The sequence below is a fragment of the Serratia sp. YWN4 genome (assembly GCF_055790845.1).
Genome location: NZ_CM147696.1, coordinates 5,051,068 through 5,076,933, shown reverse-complemented (window position 1 = coordinate 5,076,933; position 25,866 = coordinate 5,051,068). Strand labels below are relative to the sequence as shown.

Below are 25,866 nucleotides of genomic sequence, written 5' to 3'. Positions count from 1 at the left end.
GGATATGCCATGAAGATTGCTCGCCCGTTATGGGCCACGGGGATGATGCTGTCCCCCCAGATTTTTCAGCAGCAGGCGCGCTGGGAAGCGTATACCAACGAGTGTTTGGCCAGCCTGGCGCTGACCCATCCCTGGGGGGTGCTGGCGGCATCGTTTGACAACGACGCCTTGCGCCTGGGGAAATTGAAGGCCCAGCACCTGCGGGTACGCCTGCAGGATGGCACGCTGATTGATACCGACTGTGCGGACCGGTTGCCCCCGGCGCTGGAGCTGGCGCAAGTGGTACCGGAAGGCCGTCAGACGGTGACCCTGTTGCTGGCCTTGCCGCTGGAGCATGCCAATGGCGGCAATTGCCTGCGCGGGGAAGCGAAGGCCGATCGTCCGACCCGTTACCGCCAGGACTGGCGTGAGGTGCAGGACGTGTATGACGACGACAGCCTGTCGATTGCGGTGGAAGAGTATGCCCTGACGCTGCGTGTGGACGATGACGAGAACGGCAATTACCTGACCTGCCCGGTGGTGCAACTGGTGCGTGATACGCAGGGCAGTTGGAACCTGGATCCGCTGTTTGTGCCGCCGTTGCTGCATTTCAGCGCCCAACCCGCCCTGATGAATCAGTTGGACAGCCTGCTGACCCAACTGTGTGCCAAGCGCACCCGGCTGATGGGGATGCGCCGGGAAAGCAACCAGCGCATGGCCGATTTTGCCGTGGCCGATGTGTCGTTGTTCTGGCTGCTCAACGCCCTGAACACCTATGAGCCGGTGCTGGCCGACCTGCTGGCCCATCCGGCGCGTCCTCCCGAACTGGTTTATCGGGAACTGGTCAAGCTGGCCGGGGCCTTGCTGACGTTTTCACTGGATCATGAGTTGTCGGCTATCCCGGCCTATGACCATCAGCAACTGGGTACGGTATTGCCCCCGTTGCTCAGCCTGATCGGCACCTTGCTGGAAGCCAGCCTGCCATCGCGGGTGATGGCGCTGCCGCTGGAAAACGTGAATGCCCATCTGTGGACCGTTTCACTGAACGACCCGCGTTTACGCGAGGACGCAGATTTCTACCTGTCCGTTCGTTCCAGCCTGCCGGCACACCAGATCCAGACGCAGTTCCCGTTACTGTGCAAGGCCGGTGCTCCCGATGACGTCAATCAACTGATTAACATCGCCCTGAACGGCATTCCGTTGCTGCCGCTCAGTCACGTGCCAGCCGCCATCCCGTTGCGGCTGGAGAACCAGTATTTTGCGCTGGATCTGAAGCATGCCAAAGGGCAGGCCATGCTGGCGGCGGGGGCCTGTTCGTTTTACGTGCCCGGCACGCTGACGGACGTGCAGCTTGAACTGTTCGCGGTACTGCGATCATGAAAACGCCGCCGGTCGATATCGATGCCCTGTTGCAGGACAGCTATCTCCTGGTGGTGCAGTTGCGACAGGGTGTGGCGGTTGAACAGGGGGCCTCGCTGTGGCAGCACTGCACGGAGCAGATTGAACAGACCCGGCAGCGCCTGCGTGAGCAGGGGGTGAACGAGCGGTCGGTCGACCACCTCTGCTATGCCCTGTGCGCGTTGCTGGATGAGACCGTGCTGGTGCGGGCGAAGGGGGCGGAACATGCTGCCTGGGCCGCACAACCGCTGCAGGCGCATTTTTTCAATCAGCATCAGGCCGGGGTGCAACTGTATGACCAGATGCGTGCGGTACTGCGTGAACCGGCCCCGGATGTGGCGGTACTGACCGGTTTTCACCGGGTGCTGATGCTGGGGTTCTGCGGGCATTACGGCGACGAGCAGGCACCGGAGCGGGTGAAATTGCTGACGGAGTTGGCCAGCCGGGTCACGCCGTTGGCGGTGACGCCGGGGACGTCCCTGTTGATTAAGGCCAACCGACGCCAGTGGGCAGGCTGGATGTCGTCACGGGTTGTGCATCTGCTGGTTGCGGTCGGCGTATTGGCCAGCCTTTGGTGGGGGCTGCAACAGCACCTGGCCATGGCCGTCACGGCCCTGTTGCCGGGGCATCCTTAAGGACTCGGTATGACACCAAGGGGAGTGCGGGGCCTGTGGCTCTGGGGCGGTGGACTGCTCCTGTTGCTGTCGTGGGGCTTTCTGCCGTTATCCACCGGGCTACGGGTGGGTGTATCGGTTGCCGTGGTGCTTATCGTTCTGGTGGTGTGGGTGCGGTATGGACGTCAGACCGGTACCGACGCGTTTGCTGATGATAGCGTACTGCCCCCGGCGACGTACCCCCATCCGGTAGTGTTGGTGTGTGGCGATGGCCTGGCCGCCTTGTTGGGTGAACACCCGGTGCGCGTGACGCCACAGGGTTGTTACCTGCCGGTGCCGGCGATCAGGCAGTTGGCGCAACGGGTTGGGGACATCCTGGCGCACCGTCCGGGGTGGGGAGGGCAGCTCAGTGTGTTATGGGTGGTCAACCCGCAGCAGCAACAGGATGTGGCGGTACTGGCGGGGCAGACAAGGACCCTGCGCTATCAGTTGGGTGACGTGCGTCGCCGGTATGGTATCGAGATGACGGTCTGCCTGACCAGTTACCTTGCCGGGCCTGCCCAGCACCTTGCCGACACGACCTGGTTTATCTGGCAAGCCGGGCAGACTTCGGTGTGCGTCAGTGAAGCAGGCGGGGATCCGGTGCCATTGGCGCAGGGGGCAGTTGCAGCCTCCCTGGATACCCGGGTGGAGTTGAACAACTGGTTGGAGTGGGTGGCACAGACGCTCCTGCCCGCCTGGACTGACCCTGAACACCCTGAGCGACCGGGTTCACTGGCGCTGCTGGCGTTGACCTGGGTCCCGGAGGTGCCTTTGCGGGCCACGGACAGTCTCTGGCAGCAGTGGGGTCAGCGTAAAACCTCGCTGAATGAGGGTGTCGCGCCGTCCCGTGGGGACGCGCCGGTGAGTTTGCCGTTTCCCGACAGGCTATTGCCGCTGTTGCCGTGCCAATCCCGGTGGACACCGGGGCATCGGGCGCAGGTGACGGTACTCTGGTTATTCGTAGTGGCCGGTGTCGTTGCGTTGGGGTGTTCCGCCTGGCAGAACCGGCTGCTGTTGCGGCAGGTCGGTGACGACCTGCAGCGCTATCAGACGGTGGCGGCCGATGATAAGACGGAGCAAGCCCGCACGGTGGCGGTATTGCAGCGTGATGCGCGCCTGTTGACCGGTTATTACCGCGAGGGAGCGCCGCTGCGTCTGGGGCTGGGGTTGTATGCCGGTGAGCGGGTGCGCCAGCCGGTACTGACGGCGATTGCGCGGTATCGGCCTCCGGCAGTGCCGGTGGGCAACGCCCCGGCTGTTACCTCGGCCGAGGCACCCCAGACGGTGCGTCTGGACAGCCTGTCGCTGTTTGAACCCGGTCGGTTTCAGCTTAAACCGGGCGCTATCCCGGTGCTGGCGAAGGCGCTGGTCAACCTCAAGGCCCTGCCGGGTTGGCTGATTGTGGTGAGTGGCCATACCGATGCCACGGGCAATGCACAGGGCAACCAGGGGCTGTCACTCAAGCGGGCCGAAGCGGTGCGTGACTGGATAATACAAAACAGCACGGTGTCGGCGAGCTGTTTTGCCGTGCAGGGGTTTGGCGCGACCCAACCGGTGGCCAGCAATGAGAAGGCTGCCGGGCGAGCGGCCAATCGCCGCGTTGAAATCAGTCTGGTGCCGGCGGCCTCGGCCTGCCCGGGGCCAGAAACGATAACCCGGTCACCGGAGCAGGTGACCTTATTACGTCAATAAAAGGAGCTTTACATGGCAATTCCAGTCTATCTGTGGCTGAAGGACGACGGCGGTGCAGACATCAAGGGTTCGGTGGACGTGCAAAGTCGCCAGGGCAGCATCGAAGTGGTGGCACAGGACCATAACTTGTACATCCCGACCGACAACAACACCGGCAAGCTGACCGGGACCCGTATCCACACGCCGTTTGTGTTCACCAAGGAAATCGACGCGTCCAGCCCGTACCTGTACAAGGCGGTGACCACTGGCCAGACGCTGAAAAAGGCCGAGTTCAAGTGGTACCGCATCGATGACGCCGGTCAGGAAGTGGAGTATTTCAACACCACGCTGGACAACGTCAAAGTGGTGAAAGTGGCGCCGAAGATGCACGACATCAAGGATCCGGGTAAAGAGAAGCACAACCACCTGGAAGAGATCGAGTTGCGCTACGAAAAAATCACCTGGACCTACAAAGACGGCAACATCATTCATTCCGATGCCTGGAATGAGCGTACCACCGCGTAAGCCCTGACAGCAGGCGGGAAACCGCCTGCTTTTGGGTGTGTTTGGCTGAGTCTCGCCGTGCCGGTATTCAGCCAAACGCATTCATATGACATCAATGACCTTATGGGCCTCGGTTAACGGCTATGGGCGGTAGCGTGCCTGCACGGGATCATGGCGGGCACAGGAAAGAGAAAACAGGGAAGAGGCATGAGCACTCACGCAGCACGTTTATTACATCGGTTAAATCCTTACTGTGCCCAGGCGTTGGCGGCAGCAGCCACCCTGTGCCAGACCCGGGGCCATGCGGAGATCACCGTGGAGCACTGGTTGCTCAAGCTGCTGGAGCAGGGGGACGGGGATGTCTCGGTGATCGCCCGGCGTTACGACTGGGATCAGGATGCGCTGTGGCACGGGCTGCTGGCCCCGCTGGAGCGGTTACCCTATCAGCGGCAGGGCAAACCGCAACTGTCGGCCCCGTTGCAACAGTTGATACAAAGCGCATGGTTGGAAGCCTCGGCACAGGTCAATACGGAGGCGGTGCGGTCACTGCACGTGCTGATGGCACTCACGGCCACAGGATACCTGGTCTCCCAGACGGCAGCCTGGCCGTTGCTCAGCCTCAGTGCCACGCAACTGGCCCACCTGATGCCATTGCTGGATGCGCAATCGGAAGAGCGCCCGGAAAAGCCCCCGCGCCTGGAATGGCAGGTTGATGCTCCGGTGGAGGCCACGTTGCCCCCGGCCGTCGAACCGAATGAGGCTTTGCAGATTGAACTGAATAAATTTACCCAGGATTTAACCGCCAAAGCGCGGGCGGGCGAGATTGACCCGGTGTTGGGCCGTGACAATGAAATTCGCCAGATGGTGGACATTCTTTCCCGCCGTCGCAAGAACAACCCGATCTTGGTGGGTGAACCTGGCGTCGGCAAAACGGCCCTGGTGGAAGGGTTGGCGCTGCGTCTGGCGGAAGGTGACGCCCCGGCCAGTGTGAAAAACATCGCGATACGCACCCTGGATTTGGGGCTGTTGCAAGCGGGCGCAGGCGTGCGGGGCGAGTTTGAACAACGGCTTAAGAATGTGATTGCCGCCGTGCAGCAATCACCGACGCCGATCGTGCTGTTTATCGATGAAGCGCACACGCTTATCGGTGCCGGTAATCAGGCGGGCGGAGCCGATGCGGCCAACCTGCTGAAACCGGCACTGGCACGCGGGGAGTTGCGCACCATTGCCGCCACTACCTGGTCAGAGTACAAGCAGTATTTTGAGCGAGATGCGGCGTTGGAGCGGCGTTTCCAACGGGTCAACGTGGAGGAGCCGGATGATGTAAACGCCTGCCGGATGCTGCGTGGCCTGAAGGCCCGTTATGCCGCCTACCACGGGGTGCATATCCGCGACTCGGCGGTTAAAGCCGCCGTCACCTTGTCGCGCCGTTACCTGATCGGCCGACAGTTGCCGGACAAGGCGGTCGACCTGCTGGATACCGCCAGTGCCCGGGTGCGCATGAGCCTGGATAACGAACCACAGCAAATCGTACACCTCAGAGCAGAACTGGCGGCGTTGGCCCTCGAGCAGCAGGCGATCGAAGATGACAAGGTGTTGAGCTCCGAAGTCGATCCGGCCCGGCTGGCGGACATCAGCGATCGGGTCCGGGCACTGCAGAAGCATCAGATCCGGCTGGCGGTGCAATACGAGAAAGAACGAGCGCTGACAGAGCAACTATTGATGGTGCGTCAGGCGGGTAATCGCCGCGAAGAGAGTCAGGCGCTCAGGGCGCAGTTGCACGATATCCAGCGTTGCAACCCGCTGTTGTGGTTGGACGTGGATGCGCGGGCGGTGGCGACGGTGATCGCTGACTGGACCGGCGTGCCGCTGGGCAGCCTGCTGAAGGACGAACAGAGCGAATTATTGCAGCTTGAACGCCAGTTGACGAAACGGGTTATCGGGCAGGACGTGGCGCTGGGTGCTCTGGCGCAGCGATTGCGTGCAACCCGCGCCGGATTGACGCCGGATAATGGCCCGCAGGGCGTGTTCCTGCTGGTCGGTCCGAGCGGGGTGGGGAAAACCGAAACCGCGCTGGCGCTGGCCGATACCCTGTTTGGCGGTGAAGCGTCGTTGGTCACCCTCAACCTCTCCGAATACCAGGAAGCCCACACCGTCAGCCAGCTCAAAGGCTCACCGCCGGGCTATGTGGGTTACGGCCAGGGGGGCATTCTGACCGAAGCGGTGCGCCAACGGCCTTACAGTGTGGTGCTGCTTGATGAGGTGGAGAAAGCTCACCACGACGTACTCAACCTGTTCTATCAGGTGTTTGACCGGGGCTTTATGCGCGATGGCGAAGGGCGGGAGATTGATTTTCGCAATACCGTGATCGTGATGACCTCCAACCTCGGCAGCGATGCGCTGATGACGTATCTCGATAAATACCCCGATGCGCCGGAGAGCGAATTACATGAACGGCTACGCCCGCTGTTGCGTGACCATTTTCAGCCGGCGCTGCTGGCGCGCTTCCAGACCCTGATTTACCGCCCGCTGGGCGCGATGGCACTCACGCGTATCGTTGCCATCAAGCTGGGCCAACTGGCCCAACGGTTGCACCAGCATTACGGTCTGCACTGCGTGATGGAAGACAGCCTGACCGACACCCTGGTGGCTGCCTGTCTGCTGCCAGACAGCGGGGCACGCCATATCGACAGCCTGCTCAATCAACACATTCTGCCCGCACTCAGCAGCCAACTGCTGCAACGGCAGGCGGCCTCACAATCGGCCCAGGGGCTGACGTTGGGTTACAACAACAACGGCATCACCCTGACCTTCACGGACACGGCTGTCGCGACTGATAGCACGGAGGCATGACCATGTTAAGTACCGTCAGTTCACTGTTTTTTGACCACAGTCAGCACAAACTGACCGTGTGGGGTATTACCGCGCCACTGGACGTGCTGGCATTCAGTGGCGAAGAACACCTCAGTCAGCCCTTTACCTACCAGATTGCGTTTACCAGCCCGGAGAAAGACCTGCAACCCGCGCAGATGCTGATGCAGGACGCGAGCTTTACGCTCAACGCGCCCCCGGTCTCGTTGCCGATGCTGGGGTTTGCCGTGCCGGAGCCGACCCCGTTGCGCACCCTGCATGGGGTGATCAGTGGGTTTAAACGCCTCTCCACCTCGCGTGACGAAAGCCGTTATGAAGTGACGCTGGTTCCCCGTCTGGCGCTGTTGGCCAACAGCCATCAAAACCGTATTTACCAGCACCTGTCGGTGCCGGAGATTGTGGAAAAGGTGCTGCGTGACCGGCATGGCTTCAAAGGCCAGGACTTCCTGTTCACCCTCGCCCACACTTACCCGAAACGTGAGCTGGTCATGCAGTACGGCGAGGATGACCTGAAATTCATCAGCCGTCTGCTGGCCGAAGTGGGGATCTGGTTCCGCTTTACTGCTGACCCCCGCCTCAAGATTGACGTGGTGGAGTTCTATGATGACCAGCGGCACTACCAGTTTGGCCTTACCCTGCCGCTGCGCAGCCCGTCAGGGCTGGATGCACAGGGGGCGGAGTGCGTCTGGGCCCTGGAAACGGCACACAATGTGGTGGAAGGACGTGTCAGTACCCGTGACTACAACTACCGTGACGCCGGTGCCGGGATGGACAGCGAGGTGGATGTCAGCCGGGGAGACAAGACCACCTACGGCGAAGCCTATCACTATGCCGACAATTATCTGGCCCTCGGGGATCAATATGCACAGGAGCCTGACCCGGAAAGCGGCGTATTCTACGCCCGGCTGCGCCACGAACGTTATCTGAACCGGCAGACGCAACTGAACGGCATGACCACCTCGGCCAGCCTGACGCCGGGGCAAGAGCTGAAGGTGGTGGGGGCAGATGCGCCTGCGGTGTTCCAGAAAGGGGCGGTGATCACCGGGATACGCAGCCAGGCGGCGCGGGATAAAAGCTATGAAGTGGCGTTTACCGCCATCCCGTACTCGGAAACGGTGTGCTATCGCCCAGAGCCAAGCGCCAAACCGGTGATGGCCGGGACGATCCCGGCCCGGGTGACCAGCACGTTGGTGAACGACACCTACAGCCATATCGACAAGGACGGACGCTACCGGGTGTCGTTCAATCTGGACAGGGACGAGTGGCAAACGGGATATGAGAGCCTGTGGGTACGCCTGGCGCGCCCGTATGCCGGGGATGTTTATGGCCTGCATCTCCCGTTACTGTCGGGTGTTGAGGTCGGGATTGCCTTTGAGGGGGGCAATCCGGATAAACCGTACATCGCGCACGCCCTGCACGACTCGAAACACCCGGATCATGTGACGATCGCCAACTACAAACGGAATGTGCTGCGTACGGCAGGTCTTAACAAGATAAGACTCGACGATGAGCGCAATAAGGAGCATATCAAGCTCAGTACGGTCCATGGCGCGAGCCAATTCAGCATCGGTCACCTGGTCGACAGTGCTCGAGAACAACGGGGAGCGGGGTTTGAAACGCGCACCGATTTGTTTGGGGCGATACGGGCAGAGAAGGGCGTCTTTATCACCGCCGATGCGCAACCGAAAGCGCAGGGTGACGTGCTGGAGATGGGGGCGGCGCTCAATGAACTGGAGAGCTTGAGTCGACAGATACAACAGCTGTCAGACGATGCCGCTACGGCCCATGCCGACAGTGCGGATATGGCCGCGCAAATCACGCTGATCAGGCAAAGGGTGAAAAACCTGACCGCTTCGGTGTTGCTGATGAGTGCGCCGAAAGGGATTGCGATGACCAGCGGGGAGCACCTGCAACTGGCGGCGGCCAAAAACCTGATGATGAATGCCGGCAATCAGGCCGATATCGGGGTGGTGAAGAACCTGTTTGTGGGAGTGGGGCAGGCATTCAGCCTGTTTGTGCGCAAGCTGGGGATGAAGCTGATCGCCAACCAGGGGCCGGTCTCGATGCAGGCACAGAATGACCTGATAGAGCTGCTCGCGCGTAAAGGCCTGGTACTGGCCAGCACGGAAGATGAAATCCTTATCACGGCGAAGAAAAAAATCACGCTGAACGCCGGAGGATCGTATATCACGCTGGATCCCAACAAGATTGAGTCGGGGACGGCGGGGGATTTTCGGGTGAAGAGTGCGTATTTAGGTCATGAGGCAAAATCAAGCCAAAAAGTAGATTTATCTAGTCTTCTTACTGTTCCTAGAATAACCGATTTCAATGAGCTAGTTCGGATTATTAACAATGAAGGTGCTCCAATGAATAATACCCCATATTTTATTACTGATAATGAAGGGCGAGTGTATAAAGGTATCACCAATCGCGATGGTTATTGTGATCGTGTTTATACAGATAATCCTCAAGAACTAAAAGTATTATTAGGTGTACGCGCTTTGGAGAAGTGGTGATGTCTGAGCATACTGTATTGACTAACGATAAAGTAAACTCTCAGCATGATATTTTAGGGCCACTGATGCCTGCTCGAGCGTTTTTTTTCATTGTTGTTGATGAAGTTGGGAAAGATGGTTTTTTAGTAAGAAAAATTTATGCATCTCCTAAGAGCCCTTATCTGGAAAAAATGAATCTTTCACCATTGAGTCAATTGGCTGAAACAAAGCCTGAATACTATGGCATGATGCCAAAAGATTATGGTTCAACAACGAGCATTGCTGAGCATGTGATGGGTAATAATAAATCATCATATATATCTACAAGCTCAATATTTCCTGAAGGATCACCAAGGTTTGATGGTAAGTCTATTTTTATCGATACTCGAGAAGCTGTTAAGTCAGGTGCGAAACTTGTTACAACTGAAGAAATTATAGCATCTTTAAATGAGTATAAATCGCAAAACCCTCATTTGGCTAAAAGAGTAGATAAAATAGCTGACTATGTGAGGGAAGTTGATAAAGAAATATTGGTTCATGGAGAGAAAGTTCCAGCAAAAGCTATCTTTACGCCTGAATCATTAAAATTTGCTAAAGGTATTCAAAATACTGCCAGAGTTGTACAAGTTATTGGTATTGTTTTAACAGCATATGATTTGGAACAAGCTACAGAAAAATCGATAAAGTTAGGTAATGCTAAACCTATTAAAGCTGAAGTTATTAGGCAGGTTGGAGGATGGGGAGGATTTGTTGCTGGAGCGAAGTTAGGTTCAGCAGGTGGTGCAGCTCTTGGTATCGAAACAGGCCCAGGGATGATAGTGACCGGCTTGATTGGTGGGATTATCGGCGGAACTGCTGGTTATTATGGTGCTGACTGGATTGCGGATCATATAGATGAAAATTAAATTTTTTAATAAATTGAGGTCGTTTCTTAATAAAAAAGGTGAGTTGTATAGTATCGAAAACTTTCAACATATTCTTTTTGAAAAAAAATACCCAATATACAATTCTCTCGAAAAACAGGGTGTTTATGCATACCATACAAAATTTATGCTTTCCTTTGAACGAGTAAAGGATATTAAGAATATCATTGGTCATGTGTTTGCTGTTGAGCTTGATAAAGTTGAGGATAAAGGGGAGGTGAAAAATGGCGGTCACTCTATAACATACTCTATTGATGAAGAGTTTAGAAGTCACTCAATGGATTTGGTAACAAACTCGGTAGAGTTTATTCAGAATCTCCAGACGTTAGACCTGTCACCGTCACCACCTTGGATTGTTTTTCCTGATATTGATCCTGAGGGCATGGGGAGTTTACAAGGCGAGTTGGAGTATTGGTGGAGTAATTATTGGCTACCATTTTGGCATACTCTGTCCCCTAGTGAGAAGGATATATATATATCTAAATCGTCAGTTAGTGTTGAATGGATTGATTTTATTAGATTTCATGATAAGAGCCTATCTCAATAGGCCTGTGCGCAAACATCGAGAGATGTAGTGAGATGATAAAATTAAATTACTTATATAAATGGGTTGGTTTTTTATCCATCATGTATGTATTACAAGGATGTGGTGGTCAACAGATTAGTATTTCGCCTGAAAAAAATGCCTTCCCGATGCCAGATTCAAAGAACCTTACTTTGCGACAATCAATATTGGTGGGGGAAGGGTAAGAAGCGAAGTGTTTCGCTACAAGATTACACCGCCAAACTCAGGGTTTGATCTTGGTCCAGAGGGTACTGATGTTGATGCATATAATCAAATAAAAATACATGGCACTCCAGTAATACTCGGTGATATTAAAGAGCATATTAGCGGCAGCACATATGACACCATGCATCATGGTGACTTTTTCGGAAATGGCTATGTGGTTAGAGTGATAGAGTAATATTTAACCACTATAATTTCCATGGGATATATTTATAGAGAGGCAAAGAGTATCAATTAAAATGCGTAAACACTTTATTTTTCCCTGCTTGCTTTTTGTGTTTTTTTTACTCGGTTGTAGCCCGACTATCAGATATGTACCTGCTGGAAATTATTTACCTGATGCCTATGAAAATAAACCCTACCATGAGTTGATAAGCATTAAAGGAGGGAAGGTAATGGATTCTCTTTTTTGGTTTGAAGTAACACCTCGAGATTCTGGGTTAACTGTAGTGCCGGATGAGGAAAGAAAGCATGGTGAGGTTTATACTACTTATAACAGGGTAAAGGTTCAGGGGACTCCCAAGGTTTCTGGTGAAATAAAGTTGAGAATTGGTGGTGGGACGTTTGGCACAAACGTCACAGGTATAGATTTTGAAAGGAAATATATAATCAAAGTGAAATGATAGGATTTGATTAATATATTTTTTTCAAAAAATAAAACTTCTCTGATAAATTATTTATAAATTCAATATTAATATAAAGAGATATTATTGGAGTATGAAAATTATTGCCGTTTTATTCTTGCTGTTTTTCTCATCTCTGGTGTTTTCGAGAGAAGTTGTTACTTCATGCAAGGTCGGTTCTAAAGATAACCAGCTTGTGGAGATTGTTAGAGATGGCAAGGTTTATGATACACATGTATATTATCTGAAAGTAAAGGGAAGCATTGTTCCTATTTTTGATGATGAAGAACACTCTCGTGGTTCATCTGTTAAAGTAATTTGTGCAGGAAAAAATAATCGAGTACTTATATTGTCTGGCGAGTTTACTGCAAATGCCATACAGGGCTTAGCTATAACCTATGTGCAGGAAAAGGGAACGGTAGACCGTCTGGACTTTGCTGAGAAAAGCAGGCCTATCAGACTGTATATAAATAAAAAAGATGTCTTGCTTTTTTTTCCTACATATGGTCATGGTGAGTTTAGTCAGAAATACGTTATGTATAGTCACATAATTGGCGATAAAAAAGATGCTGATATCAAAGACATCGATCAGTTTCCCAAGAATGTTAATGATATGGAAGTATTAAAGTTAAAACAGTGATTGTGCATAATACTAACTTTGTTGTTTTTTAACAGATAGTCACAAGCTTTGCAATTAAACTGATAAAAACTCTAATAAAAATGAAGATATTAAGGTATGGGATGAGCCAATGAATATACGATTATATATTATCGCTCTCTGTTTTTTTTCGTTTTCTTGTCTGGCTGATTCAATTAGAGATGTTAAAACCTGTAATTTAAAACAGAGGGAGAAGGTTCATCTTCTTGCGTTAAAAACAATTGATGGCGACACATTATATTTAAGGTTTAGAAATATTATAATTGGTGCTTTTTTGGATGATTCAAAAAATAGTCACCAGTTTTTCGGAGATATTAAGTTATCTAAGTGTGTAAATAACTCTCTTGTATTCTCACTTGAGTATGGTTCTCCATATATAAAAGGTTGCTTGGTTACTGGTTGGGAAAATGGCTTTAAAGGTAAAAATGATCCTGAAGGTTTTTGTTTTGCTGAAAAAGATCTTCCTGAATCAATCTGGTTTGGTGATAAAAATACATTGATTGTTATAAGAAATGAAAATGAAATTAGTGCGTTAGATGGTAAATACACAATCTATGATAGTGCGAGAAAAAGTGGCGAGCGGTCATATCATATTGACACACTCCCACCTAAAGAAGGATATAAAATATTTTCATTAAAATGATGTCATCAATATAAAAGTACAATGAAATGATATGGATGAAAAAGTATAGTTTCAAAACCATCATTTTCTTATTGCTATCATTATGTATTCTTGTTTTGCCTTGGTACTTTATCAAACTGAGATCTGATAATACCCTGTGTCAGGAGATTCTAATGAAGCCAAAAGGGAATGCTGATTTCTATACCCTACTGCAAAACTTGTTGGAAAATAATGGTGAGGGTAATGCATTACCCTTACCCTCCTGGCGTGATATGCAAAATCGATATGATATTTTTTCCGATGGTGTGGTGCAAAAAATCGATGCTGCGCCCAGTAAGTATTTAAGTGATGCGCTGAAGGTTATTGCCAACCCAGCGTATGACCAAAGTCAAAAAATGTACACGGTTATGATGATGCAGAAACTACCGATTAAAGAATATCTGTGTGTCATGGATGTCGTGAACACGGCGCTAGAAAATCATGTTATTACGGATAAAGACGTGGCTATGCAGGCTATCAACCCTGATCTGAATATCAAAGGAACGTCATTGTATTATTGGTGGTTGCCAGATTGGCGTGCGCGCTTTAAAAAGAATGCTGACGTTATGTTCACTCAAGAGCATGTTGAGGATGTCCTCAAGGGGCAGTATATGTGGTCATATCCTTATTGATAATCTGATCCTCTATTTACACAGCGCTTTGCTGAGAAAAGAGCGTATTTGTAACAACGTATTGATTAAAAGGACAGAAAATATAATGAATCATTACCGGCGTATTCATTATGTTTTTTAATTCACTGATGCAGACATAATGGAGATGCATCCATGAGCAGCAATATACCCGCGATCTTTTTCGATCACAGTCAGCACAAGTTGACCGTGTGGGACATTACCGCACCGCTGGACGTGTTGGCGTTCAGCGGCGAAGAACACCTCAGTCAGCCCTTTGCCTACCAGATTGCGTTTACCAGCCCGGAGAAAGACCTGCAGCCTGCGCAGATGCTGATGCAGGATGCGAGTTTTACGCTCAACGCGCCGCCGGTCACACTGCCGATGTTGGGGTTTGCCGTACCGGAGCCGACGCCGTTGCGCACCCTGCACGGGGTGATCAGTGGGTTTAAGCGCCTCTCCACTTCACGTGATGAAAGCCGCTATGAAGTGACGCTGGTTCCCCGTCTGGCGCTGTTGGCCAACAGCCATCAAAACCGTATTTACCAGCACCTGTCGGTGCCGGAGATTGTGGAGAAGGTGCTGCGTGACCGGCATGGCTTCAAAGGCCAGGACTTCCTGTTCACTCTCGCCCACACTTACCCGAAACGTGAGTTGGTCATGCAGTACGGCGAGGATGACCTGAAATTCATCAGCCGTTTGTTGGCCGAAGTGGGGATCTGGTTTCGCTTTACTGCCGACCCCCGCCTCAAGATTGACGTGGTGGAGTTTTATGACGACCAGCGGCACTACCAGTTTGGCCTTACCCTGCCGTTGCGCAGCCCATCAGGGCTGGATGCACAGGGGGCGGAGTGCGTCTGGGCCCTGGAAACGGCACACAATGTGGTGGAAGGACGTGTCAGCACCCGCGACTACAACTACCGTGACGCCGGTGCCGGGATGGACAGCGAGGTGGATGTCAGCCGGGGAGACAAGACCACCTACGGCGAAGCCTATCACTATGCCGACAATTACCTGACCCTCGGGGACCAGTACGCGCAGGAGCCGGAGCCGGAAAGCGGCGTATTCTACGCCCGGTTGCGCCACGAACGTTATCTTAACCGACAGACACAACTGAACGGCATGACCACCTCGGCCAGCCTGACGCCGGGGCAAGAGCTGAAGGTGGTGGGGGCAGATGCCCCTGCGGTGTTCCAGAAAGGGGCGGTGATCACCGGGATACGCAGCCAGGCGGCGCGGGATAAAAGCTATGAAGTGGCGTTTACCGCTATCCCGTACTCAGAGACGGTGTGCTATCGCCCGGAGCCGAGTGCCAAACCGGTGATGGCCGGGACAATCCCGGCCAGGGTGACCAGCACGTTGGTGAATGACACCTACAGCCATATCGACAAGGACGGACGCTACCGGGTGTCGTTCAATCTAGACCGTGACGAGTGGCAAACCGGGTATGAGAGCATGTGGGTACGCCTGGCGCGCCTGTATGCAGGAGAACTTTATGGCCTGCATCTCCCTTTATTAGCGGGATCAGAGGTCGGAATTGCCTTTGAGGGGGGCAATCCAGATAGGCCGTACATCTCGCACGCCCTGCACGACTCGAAACATCCGGATCATGTGACGATCGCCAACTACAAGCGAAATGTGCTACGTACTGCCGGGCTTAACAAGATAAGGCTCGAAGATGAACGCGGAAAGGAGCATATCAAGCTAAGTACGCTCTTTGGCGCCAGCCAGTTCAGCATCGGTCACCTGGTCGACAGTGCCCGAGAACAACGTGGGGCGGGTTTTGAGGCCCGAACGGACCTGTTCGGGGCGATACGCGCGGCGAAAGGGATCTTTATTACGGCAGATGCGCAGCCGAAAGCGCAAGGGGCAGTGCTGGAGATGGGCGCTGCGCTTGGCCAGCTAAGGCAGGCGGGCGACCAGATGCAGAGCCTCTCGGAGGATGCACAGGCGGCGAATGCGGACCCGGCGAAGGTCAACGCCCAACTGGCGATGCTAAAGCAGGACATCGATCAGTTGAAATCGGCAGTATTGCTGATGAGTGCGCCGAAGGGGATTGCGGTGACCAGCGGGGAGCACCTGCAACTGGCGGCGGCACAGAACCTGATGGTGAACGCCGGTAACCAGGCAGACATCGGGGTGGTAAAGAACCTGTTTGTGGGGGTTGGGCAGGCGTTCAGTCTGTTTGTGCGCAAGCTGGGGATGAAACTGATTGCCAACCAGGGGCCGATCTCGGTGCAGGCGCAGAATGACCGGATGGAGTTACTGGCGCGTAAAGCGATCGACATCACCAGTACCGAAGATGAAATCCGCATCACGGCGAAGACGAAAATCACGCTGAACGCTGGCGGTACGTACATTACGCTGGATGCGAACAAAATTGAATCAGGAACGGCCGGTGACTATCTGGCCAAAAGTGCCAGTTTTGCTTATACCGGCCCGGCCACGCAGAGCGGAGAAACCCCGGTAATGCCAATGAAGGCGGCGGACCCGATAGTACGTTCGTCATTCTCTTGATATAAGGAACAGAGCAATGCTTATCAGCCCCCCGAGATTACGTAATCAGAACAGCGGTGAAAGCGATGCTGACTGGGTTGAACGGATGATCCCGATCGATGTCCAGCGTAACTTTCCGATTAATGCCAGCCAAGCCTGGCATGGTGGTGTTCACCTGATGCACAGCGATATTGGCAGTAATGTGGAGTATATCCGCGCCATTGCGGACGGTACGGTCATTTCCCTGCGTCAACCCGACCAAAAGAAACGGGATATAGCGCCCCTGAACTACAACGGGAGCACCGATTGTGGCTACGTGTTGCTAAAACACGAAACTGAAATTGGCAGTGGTGAGCGGGGTAAAGTCCAATATTATTCACTGTATATGCACATGGGAAGCATCAAAAGTGAGGTGAAACAGGGGAGCGCTGTTGCTCGTAAAGATCCTCTGGGCCAGGTAGGGCATATTGATGGTCAGAACGGCATCCATTTCCAAATATTCTGTGATGATGACAATCTGGAGAAGCTAGTAGGGCGTAAAACGACAGAACTGGATACCGGCAAGGATGGTCGCACCGATATTGTCTATGGTGATATGCATTTTTATCTGCCCACAGGCACCAAGTTTTACCCGACGATACCGGCGAATGACGGGGTAACGCCGACAGAAAGTACCGAACCGCTGTATGTCACCATGCGCTTTGAGAGAGGCAGCTGTAGCATGATTACCCGGCGCAAAGTGGCTCAGAACGCCACCTATGTGACAGTGGGTGAGGCATTAGTCGATGTGGAAGGGGAGGAGTATGAACATAACCTTTGTAGCCATGCAGAAAAACTATACCCGGATAGCCCCAGTGCTGGTTACGACCTGTTGCGTTTTGGGCGGGTAATTAATACCGAATATGAAACTCTGGTACCTGCCAATGCCCCTCTGTGGCGCACGGTAAACTATCCAGGTGGGAGAGGTGTCGTCAATCTGGCCGACAGTAAGATCACCAAATTCAGCGACGGCGATTTTCCCCACTGGACCGGTTGGATACTGATTGACGATGATGCGGATGACAACAGCCAGTGGAACTCACCCACACTCTTTGCCCTCAATGGGCAAGACTTAAGTCGGACGATTTGCAATTTTCCGCTGGAATGGGATGAAGCAACGGCGGAGGATCGTTATAGCTGGTTAAAATCACCGACAGAGGCGATTTCACTGTCTAACCATCAGACGGACCTTTTGGGGAAAGACCGTGTAGGTAACAAACAAGAAACTTCATACACACAAACCGAATTGCAAACGTTTGATCAGCCAGCACCATCAGCCTATGAACTAGCCGGTGAAACGATCTCATTGGCAGACAAAGATTGGGATGAGTTGATGGCGCATATCAAGGCGCTATGTTTTGACACTACAGCACTCGGTCTGCCTTCCGGGCGCGTATGGCACTTTGAGCCTCGGCAGTTTATTACTCACTTTAGGAAATGTTTATGGCAGGATGCTGCAGTGATAGCTCGAGTGATTAAAGGGGATGCGCTGAATATTCCGCAAGAGCTGATGGGATTGGCAACAAAATATCAACCCGCACTGAACAAAGTCATGTTGAAATATATCATCAATACGTATGTTCGACAGGCCCACTTTTTTGGGCAGGGTGCGGTTGAATCAGGTTATTTAAGAACAATGCAGGAAACTAGTACAAGGCAGATAATTTTACCGGATGGTAGACAGAGGGGGAATGGTCCTCAACCACTATCAAAAATGAATGAGGCAGACCTGGGACATTGGTATGGAGAGTTACCTGCAGAACAGGATAACTATTTTTCTGGTGATAAATACACCAATGCAGGCGGATTTATAGCTCATTCTTATAGTTGGATCCTTGGTAACTGTGGCGACATTGATGCACAGAAATTTAGAGGCCGTGGTTTTAAAATGTTAACAGGGCGATCTAACTATGCACCTTATTGGGTTTATCGTGGTTGGTTGGCAAAAAGTAGTTTTGATCAGAACTGGTGGGATGATCGTATGTATAGAGAAAGGCGTGTCGCACAAATGAGAAAAAGGCCAGCAGTAATTGAGCAGCCACAAAAAGTAACGGAAAATGAGTATAATTGTGTTGATACGGGAGGATATTTTATTCGTAGTATAAAACCGGGGACTGTGAAAGCTATGGATAAAGATAGAGGGTATATTTCTCCAACACCGCAGAATAGAGTTGATGAAGCAGAAGTGGTGAGGCTAGTTACGAAGGAAATTAATGGTGGGAATATTGGATTGGATAAAAGGAAATTAAGTACAGCTTTTGCTAAGAAGGTTATTTTATGATTAAAAATATTATTTCTTTACTGTCTATGTTTTGTTTTTTTATTGGCTATGCTCATGCGGATGATCTGAGTGAGTATAAAAAAGTAACGCTTGATGGGGAAACTATCTATCTTGACCAAACAGACTTGTCAGTTGTGAAAATAGAAAATAATAAAAAAGAACCTGCTGCGAATTGTAAAATAGCCAACTTTATACCAGATGATGCTAGGCAAGGTGTAGGAATGTTAATTTTAACGAGCGATAAGAAAGCTATTATTTTTTATTCATCATCACGTTATATGATGCTTGATGAACTGAGAAAGTGTAAAGGTGGGAGCGTGGAGTTATATAAAAGTCCAGATCCAAACAGATACACATTAGTAGATATTAATTTCAAACGTAAACTCTATCTATCACTTTTAGATAGTGATGTTAATATTTATCAGGCTATTATTGCTCACTTTGATAGTGATAAGAATCTGATCAAGGCTCCTGGTTTTGCAGGTTTTGATGATAACCTGGATGCACGAGGTTTTCCTCTTCCATTTCATGGGCAATCTGTTATATCCCTTGATGGGAAATATGTTGCACCCGTTGGTACGGATGGACAATGCTTTAAAGTTAATATGCCAGATTATGGGGAGGACTTCCCTGGTGTATGGGATATTGATAAGAGAAAGAAAGTTACGTTTAAACCAGTGATGAGTGATTCCGGGCGACTGGTAAATCAAGACGAAATGGATAAAAAATGCGATGACTTATTTAAAGGTAAAGCCACCCTTAAAGAGTTGGGAGGCGAGTTGAAGTAGATATTAATGTCGTTTGCTGATTTTTCGTGTAGGCGGAGTTAATGCAAACTTTTCATATGAGGAAAATTGTTGACCTTAACAGTATTGTTGGTAAGTGTGCGGAGGGGAGTGATTAAATGAGGTGTTTTTTAGTATTACTTTCCGTTTTTTTTATTGATTACACTTATGCAAGTCAAAGCTATAAGGATGTACTTTTCAAAAGTGCTACATTAAGTATTCCTACGAAATGGAAGGCTAAGGTAGAGAGTAATTGTTTGAATATTAATGATCCGAGTACGCATGGCGCAGGGGATTTTACAGTATGTAAGTACACATCAAGGACAGACAGTTATTACTTCTTCAAAAATGAAGAGGATAAATGGGAAGCTATGACTGAAGGTGTTCCTGTTTTAGCAGATGTAAATATTATTTCAAAATTTACTGGCTTGAGTGCAATAGTCGCATGTAGATATAAAGATGAAGCAGGATATCATGTGGATCAATGTTTTCAAGCAGAAATTATTTTACCAAAAAAATCAGGATTTGCTTTTATGGGTAAAGGTGATCCACATGCATTTGATGTTTACAAGAAAATATATTCATCATTCAAATTGAAAAGTATTGATTAAAATTATTCTTTTGGCATTGTGATAATACTCGTGAAAGTTAGGTGCTATTCCATTGTGGCGACTTGGGGGGGAGATGAAAAGGATAAAAATGGAGGTTGTAGTCAAGGAAATGACAGTGTTATTAGCTGGTTTGGTTTTTATCTTCTCAATAATTAACCCATGTTATTCATATCAACCCAAGCTGGATATTTCTATTTTAGAATTAAATAAGTTAAAGATAAAAGAAAATAAGACAGAAGGTATTTATAAATTCAATGTGTCAATCAATGGTTATGAAGTCAATTGTTCTGGAGAAAAAATGGTGCTGTGGGGGTATCCATTAAAATTCAATGATCAGAGTCCTGCTGATAATGGTTATGTTATATTTGATCTGAAAGATAAGAAAACAATAAAAAAAGGTCTAATGAGCCATGGGATCTTTGGTGCTGTATTTTTGTCTGATAATTCCAGAGTATTACTTGAAACAGGTTTTGGATATATTGTAAACATCAAGTCTGGGCGTGAAGAGGGATTTGATAATAATACACTAGAGAAATTAGCTAGCATTTCAGAAAACTGTCAAAAGCCAAAAAGTTGGAAGTATAATAAATTTCCTGAATAATTTTGTGTGTTTTTAATGAAAAGGCTTCTATATGCGTGTTTTTGTACTCTTTGCTCTGGGATTACTCGCCACAGGATCGTCATATGCCGCACCATTAAAAGGTTTTTTCTTTAGTCATAAAGACTGGGAAGTAGCCTGCGACAATACGGGTACCTGTCGGGCAGCGGGTTATGGTGAAGGAAATGAAGAAAAGGTCAGTGTTTTACTGACGCGTCATGCGGGATCCAATGACAATGTGGAAGTAGAAGTTGCTTTTAATCAGCAAGCTGTGGGAGACCCTCCTAGAAAAAACGTGAAATTATTTATTAATGACAAGTCGGAAGGGATATTAAAGGAAAAGCCAGGAGGGTATTTTTTACTCAATTATGAGCAGAGAAAGTCTATCATTACTGCATTGCGTCAGAGTGATAAAATTGAATTCTTAGCCAATGAAGAACGCGTAGAGCTCTCAACGGCAGGTTCGGATGCCGTTTTTTTGAAAATGGATGAGTTTCAAAAACGTATCGGAACACTCAGCGCATTGCTGCACCCTGGAAAGAATAACAATGATCATGTTTTACCCTCCATTCCAAAACCTGTAATCATTACCCGGCCAGTTATTGCCTCTCCAGAAATTAATCCATTATCTCCAGCGCAATTACAAAAAATAGGGCGTTGGATACAACCAACACCAGAAATGTACTGTGGGGAGCTTGATGAGGGGTATGAAAGGGTTTACGACATCATCCCGGTAGATAAAAACTATTCATTAATAAGAACAGAGTGCTTTGACGTCTCCCGTTTCGCAATGTGGTTGATTGATAATGATTTCAAATCACGCCCACAGTTTATCACCCGTGATGTTGGAGAGTATAAGGAAGGTAAGCTCTGGGAGTTCAGTGGGCCGATACAAACCTGGGTCTGGGATGGCAGGCACTTTGTTCTGAGTGACCAATACTATGATACCGTTGGGCTTGGGTCTGGCCTGTCCATCGGTGGAGTTTGGCACCTCCCAACTTTTGTCAGCAAGGTCCGCACTCAAGAAGAAGTCGAGCGTGACAACGCCGCGCTGAAAAAATTTTATAACGCCGTTATGAAAGAGAAAATGGCAAACCCAGAACTACCGGCTTTAGGCAAGATTACTGAACAGTTCCCGTTAAAAAAGCCAATGGCGAGTTTTGAGATTTCGGATGAGGAAAACGCTCAGTTACCAGCAACCAAACCCTCTGCCGATATGACAGACGACGAGTGGCAGGCGTTTTTGCACTCAAATATTTCCACTTATACGGAAACTGGCACGGTAAACTTTCAGCTGGTTGATCTCGATAATGACGGTAAACGTGATTTAATTGTTGACGCCTATGTGGGGGGGACCGGCTTATTCAGTTTTACAGGTGTTCTCAAACGCGGTGATACCGAGTTTTACTCCACCAATAACGATCTTGATGACAATGAATCCAGTCTATCAGGAGAGCTATTTTCAGAAAATGGACGTGGTGCCAATCAGTGGAGTCAGTGGATTGAAATCAACGGTCAGGTCTACGCACTTTGGTTTAACGGCATGTTCGGTGAAGATAATCTTTATCTGATACGCCCGTTTAACAACGCTGACAAAACGGCTGTGGTTACCCTTCGCTACCATTATCAATTAGATTCAATTGGCTCTCAGGAAGAAGGGCAGCCGCTCACACCTGCGCTGAGTAATAAAGACCGAAAGGATCTGTTGAAATCGCTTGAAAAAATGCAAAGAAACTTGTTTAAAGAGCAACCCATGGGGCAGATTAATCCCCCCATCTGTCCAGTCCCACCAGGAACATCGCCTGAAGAGGCCAAACGCTATAGCATGGGTTATTATCTTCATTATTCTTATGAATTTGTTGCGAAAATTCCCGTCTGGCTCGATGGTCACTGTTATATAGGAACTGTTGCCAGCAATTTTGGACATTACAATCATGGTGTTTATGGGGAGATTATTCTTTTGTCCCCAGAAAAGGATGAAGAGTCTATCGGCGGCTATACAGTTACTGGGTTAAGGAAGGTGACGTCGGTGACTAGTGGCTATAAAGAACGTGAAGGTGATAACGGGGTACCCTAATTTGATACTGTGGGGCAGCCGCGAACGTTAACATTACTCTTTGATAACTAACGTGATCTGAAAAAATAAGATAGTATCAGTAAGTGCTGTTTTTTCATGTTAATCCTCAACGTGATAGGGAAGTAAGGCGATGAAAGTAATTTAGCGCGTTCGCCATTCTCTTGATTAAGGTGTAGAACAATGATTATCAGTCCTCCGAGATTACGTAACCAGAACAGCGGTGAAAGCGATGCTGACTGGGTTGAACGAATGATCCCGATCGATCCCCAGCGCGATTTTCCGATTAACGCCCATCAGGCCTGGCACGGAGGTGTTCACCTGATGCACAGCGATATCGGCAGCAATGTGGAATATATCCGCGCGATTGCGGACGGCACGGTCATTTCCCTGCGCCAACCAGACCAGAAAAAACGGGATATACCGCCCCTGAATTACAACGGAGGTACCGACTTTGGCTATGTATTGATAAAGCACGAAACCGAAATCGGTAGTGGTGAACGGGGTAAAGTCCAATATTATTCATTGTATATGCATATGGGTAGCATCAAAAGTGAGGTGAAACAGGGTGCCAAGGTTTATCGCAAAGACCCTCTTGGCCAGGTAGGACAGATTGATGGCAAAAACGGCATTCACTTTCAGATATTTTGTGACGATGCCAATCGGGAAAAACTGGTAGGGCGTGAAACGGCAGAACTGGATATAAGCAAGAATGGCCGTACCGATATTGTCTATGGCGATATGCATTTTTACCTGCCAGCCGATACCAAGTTTTACCCGACGAGACCAGCGAATAACGGGGTAACGCCGAGTGAAAGAGAGATTTATACAAGCACTGAACCCTTGTACGTCACCATGCATTTTGAGAAAGGCAGTTGCAGAATGGCCACGCGTCAGAAAGCGAAGGCACCGAAAAGCGGCTATACGGAAGTGGGGGGAGGTACTAGTTGATGTGGATTATGAAGAGTATGAGTACAACATTTACGCACAGGCCAAAATATTGTATCCACAAAGCCCTGGAGCCGGTTACGCATTACTGCGTTTTGGGCGGGTGATTAATACCGAACATGAAACTCTGGTACCCGCTAACGCGCCTTTATGGCGCACGGTAAACTATCCGGGTGGGAGAGGTGTTGTCAATCTGGCCGATAGTAAGATCACCAAATTCAGTGATGGTGATTTTCCTCATTGGATGGGGTGGCGCGTGGTTGACGATGATGTTGATAACAACAGCCAATGTAATTCCCTGAGTATTCTGTGCCGGACGGATAATGAATTGAGCCGGACGATTTGCCATTTCCCCTTGGAATGGAACGTCGCGACGGCAGAAGCACGTTATTACTGGTTAAAACCAATGAGTAGCTCTGCCCTCCAAAAATCCTATGATATCTTGTGTACAAGGTCAGAAGGGGTGCCTGCACTCCTCGCTGATGCCTATTTCAAGATGACCGCCGAGCAGGTTAATGAAGCGGAAATGATAGCGCATATCAAGGCACTATGCTTTGACACCGAGGGGCTGGGTTTACCTGCCGGGCGAGTCTGGCATTTTGAGCCACGAGAGTTTATCGCACATTTCAGGAAATGCTTATGGTTGAGCAAGGCTGAATTTAAACAGACTATCCCTAATTATGCCATGAGAAAGCACAATGGAAGTATTCTTTGGGAGGATGTGAGAATTAACGAAAGTGCTAATTCCGTTTTTTCTCGTCACTATCCACAACTGAATATTACTATGCGGAAGTATTGTATTAATACGCCGCTGCGAATGGCGTGTTTTTTAGGGAATGCACTTCAGGAAACTCAGTGGATGGGGAAAACAGAGGAGGGCTATGTATATCAACGAAGAAATGAACGAACCAGACAATTGGAATATTATAATATCTGGTATTATCCTTGGTATGGGCGTGGTTTTTTACAATTGACCAACCCGATAAACTATTTCTCCTATTTTACTTTCCGTGGGCGTCAGTATTCACAAATTGTACGCAATGCACTTGTTGCTGCTTATAATCGCTTAGCAGCGGGAAATGAAGCGCTTAGACGAGATGATACAACATTATACGATGTAAATCACCGCGATTTAACTGCAGAAGTCATTGGTTGGCGTGATGAATTGCAATCTGGTGTGTTTGAGCCCGCTGACAGTGCCGGGTTTTATTGGTGTCAATCTGGAATGGCAAAATATGCGGATAAAAATCACGTTCTGGAGCGACAGGTTATTGCAACAGATCGTGGGAATAATATTTATTACCGAAGCCCAGCCTTCTGGCAAGCGAGTGCTACGGTTAATCTACCTAGTCGAGTCGATAGGGAAGACTATAGTGGTTTGAATGGATTTGATGCCCGTTGTTGTGCCTATGGTAACGCTATTGCGATATTGACCGAGATGAAATTCCCGGATGCGGATAACCATTTTACCTCCGAAAAACCGGAGTCCAATCAGTTAAGGAGAAGTTAATGAGAATGATCTTTTTTTCTTTGATTATATCCGCTTTTTCAGTCAATGCTACTATCACTCCTGAAGTAGTATTACCATCTACATTTGATGCATCCAAATTTACAGTGAAAATTATTGGAGAGAATTCGCCTTTTTTTTACAGGCAAGAAACTGATCAATGCAATAATGTAAAGTTTAATGATTATTATTTTGTTAACCCAGGCAAGGTAAATCTCCCAGGTTATAAAGGGGATGAACCAGTAAGCATTCCTGTTAGTGAGTGGTTTTGCTTGTTTGACAATAATGTTTATGATGAAGGGTATGATACAGGGGTTCTTCCTGAAAAGGTTGCTTTTAACAAAAGTGAAGGGTTGTGGGAAATAGTGAAAAGCAAAGGTGTTACTGATAAAAGAAAATTTGCCAACTATAAACCATTAAAGCTTTATAATGTAGTATCAAATAACTCAAAGGGTTTCTTTGTAATTAATGAAAATGTAAGCGAGTATGATAAGTCAAGATTTGATGATGTTAATATAAAAGGGAAGTTTAGATTCTGCATGATTCATGATGGTTCTGCTTTGTGTGGCGATGGTAGTCTAATCAGAAATATTGATGGTAAAGAGGTGGATTTCACTCCTTACCTACTAAAATCGCTGGAAAGCATGGAGATTGCAGTAAAAGAATAAAGAT

General features: G+C 49.4%; 20 protein-coding genes and 1 pseudogene. All 21 read left to right on the top strand.

Features of this window, described 5'->3' with window-relative positions:
- Window positions 1–9 precede the first annotated feature (9 nt).
- Window positions 10–1,359, top strand: a complete 1,350-nt coding sequence (gene tssK / locus ACX9GT_RS23370; RefSeq protein WP_473188940.1) for a type VI secretion system baseplate subunit TssK — start codon at window positions 10–12, stop codon at window positions 1,357–1,359.
- Window positions 1,356–2,012, top strand: a complete 657-nt coding sequence (gene tssL, locus ACX9GT_RS23365; protein ID WP_473188939.1) for a type VI secretion system protein TssL, short form — start codon at window positions 1,356–1,358, stop codon at window positions 2,010–2,012. The genes tssK and tssL overlap by 4 nt, the downstream gene beginning before the upstream one ends.
- Before the next feature lie 9 nt (window positions 2,013–2,021).
- The gene (locus tag ACX9GT_RS23360) at window positions 2,022–3,725 is read left to right on the top strand and encodes an OmpA family protein (protein WP_473188938.1); all 1,704 of its coding nucleotides are present in this window, start codon (window positions 2,022–2,024) and stop codon (window positions 3,723–3,725) included.
- 12 nt (window positions 3,726–3,737) lie between these two features.
- On the top strand, window positions 3,738–4,229 hold the full coding sequence (locus ACX9GT_RS23355; protein ID WP_459402226.1) for an Hcp family type VI secretion system effector: 492 nt from the start codon (window positions 3,738–3,740) through the stop codon (window positions 4,227–4,229).
- A gap of 186 nt (window positions 4,230–4,415) precedes the next feature.
- Window positions 4,416–7,061 (top strand): type VI secretion system ATPase TssH, encoded by a 2,646-nt coding sequence (tssH, locus tag ACX9GT_RS23350; RefSeq protein ID WP_473188937.1) that lies wholly within the window; start codon window positions 4,416–4,418, stop codon window positions 7,059–7,061.
- A 2-nt stretch (window positions 7,062–7,063) separates the two neighbouring features.
- Window positions 7,064–9,595 carry a type VI secretion system Vgr family protein gene (locus ACX9GT_RS23345; RefSeq protein WP_473188936.1) on the top strand — a complete coding sequence of 844 codons (2,532 nt, stop codon included), beginning with the start codon at window positions 7,064–7,066 and terminating at the stop codon, window positions 9,593–9,595.
- Window positions 9,595–10,479 carry a glycine zipper family protein gene (locus ACX9GT_RS23340; RefSeq protein ID WP_473188935.1) on the top strand — a complete coding sequence of 295 codons (885 nt, stop codon included), beginning with the start codon at window positions 9,595–9,597 and terminating at the stop codon, window positions 10,477–10,479. The genes ACX9GT_RS23345 and ACX9GT_RS23340 overlap by 1 nt, the downstream gene beginning before the upstream one ends.
- The gene (locus ACX9GT_RS23335; RefSeq protein ID WP_473188934.1) at window positions 10,469–11,044 is read left to right on the top strand and encodes a hypothetical protein; all 576 of its coding nucleotides are present in this window, start codon (window positions 10,469–10,471) and stop codon (window positions 11,042–11,044) included. The genes ACX9GT_RS23340 and ACX9GT_RS23335 overlap by 11 nt, the downstream gene beginning before the upstream one ends.
- A gap of 211 nt (window positions 11,045–11,255) precedes the next feature.
- A complete protein-coding gene (locus ACX9GT_RS23330) occupies window positions 11,256–11,462 on the top strand; it encodes a hypothetical protein (RefSeq protein ID WP_473188933.1) in 207 nt (68 codons plus the stop codon).
- A gap of 61 nt (window positions 11,463–11,523) precedes the next feature.
- Window positions 11,524–11,907 carry a hypothetical protein gene (locus ACX9GT_RS23325; protein WP_473188932.1) on the top strand — a complete coding sequence of 128 codons (384 nt, stop codon included), beginning with the start codon at window positions 11,524–11,526 and terminating at the stop codon, window positions 11,905–11,907.
- A 94-nt stretch (window positions 11,908–12,001) separates the two neighbouring features.
- Window positions 12,002–12,547 (top strand): hypothetical protein, encoded by a 546-nt coding sequence (locus tag ACX9GT_RS23320; RefSeq protein ID WP_473188931.1) that lies wholly within the window; start codon window positions 12,002–12,004, stop codon window positions 12,545–12,547.
- Window positions 12,548–12,656: 109 nt separating this feature from the next.
- Window positions 12,657–13,208: a hypothetical protein gene (locus ACX9GT_RS23315; protein WP_473188930.1), complete on the top strand. Its 552-nt coding sequence runs from the start codon at window positions 12,657–12,659 to the stop codon at window positions 13,206–13,208.
- Window positions 13,209–13,360: 152 nt separating this feature from the next.
- Window positions 13,361–13,858, top strand: a complete 498-nt coding sequence (locus ACX9GT_RS23310) for a hypothetical protein (RefSeq protein ID WP_473188929.1) — start codon at window positions 13,361–13,363, stop codon at window positions 13,856–13,858.
- A 153-nt stretch (window positions 13,859–14,011) separates the two neighbouring features.
- Entirely contained in the window at window positions 14,012–16,372 is a 2,361-nt protein-coding gene (locus ACX9GT_RS23305; RefSeq protein WP_473188928.1) for a type VI secretion system Vgr family protein, read from the top strand.
- Window positions 16,373–16,388: 16 nt separating this feature from the next.
- Window positions 16,389–18,671, top strand: coding sequence for a M23 family metallopeptidase (locus tag ACX9GT_RS23300; RefSeq protein WP_473188927.1), 2,283 nt, complete (start codon window positions 16,389–16,391; stop codon window positions 18,669–18,671).
- Window positions 18,668–19,459: a hypothetical protein gene (locus ACX9GT_RS23295; RefSeq protein WP_473188926.1), complete on the top strand. Its 792-nt coding sequence runs from the start codon at window positions 18,668–18,670 to the stop codon at window positions 19,457–19,459. The genes ACX9GT_RS23300 and ACX9GT_RS23295 overlap by 4 nt, the downstream gene beginning before the upstream one ends.
- A 116-nt stretch (window positions 19,460–19,575) precedes the next feature.
- Complete coding sequence (locus ACX9GT_RS23290; RefSeq protein ID WP_473188925.1) at window positions 19,576–20,067, top strand: hypothetical protein; 492 nt, start codon at window positions 19,576–19,578, stop codon at window positions 20,065–20,067.
- A gap of 88 nt (window positions 20,068–20,155) precedes the next feature.
- A complete protein-coding gene (locus ACX9GT_RS23285) occupies window positions 20,156–20,668 on the top strand; it encodes a hypothetical protein (RefSeq protein WP_473188924.1) in 513 nt (170 codons plus the stop codon).
- A gap of 31 nt (window positions 20,669–20,699) precedes the next feature.
- A complete protein-coding gene (locus ACX9GT_RS23280; RefSeq protein ID WP_473188923.1) occupies window positions 20,700–22,742 on the top strand; it encodes a DUF1176 domain-containing protein in 2,043 nt (680 codons plus the stop codon).
- Between the two features lie 180 nt (window positions 22,743–22,922).
- A pseudogene (locus ACX9GT_RS23275) lies at window positions 22,923–25,197 on the top strand (M23 family metallopeptidase).
- Window positions 25,197–25,862 carry a hypothetical protein gene (locus ACX9GT_RS23270; protein ID WP_473188922.1) on the top strand — a complete coding sequence of 222 codons (666 nt, stop codon included), beginning with the start codon at window positions 25,197–25,199 and terminating at the stop codon, window positions 25,860–25,862. Before ACX9GT_RS23275 ends, ACX9GT_RS23270 begins: the two are co-directional and overlap by 1 nt.
- Window positions 25,863–25,866 lie beyond the last annotated feature (4 nt).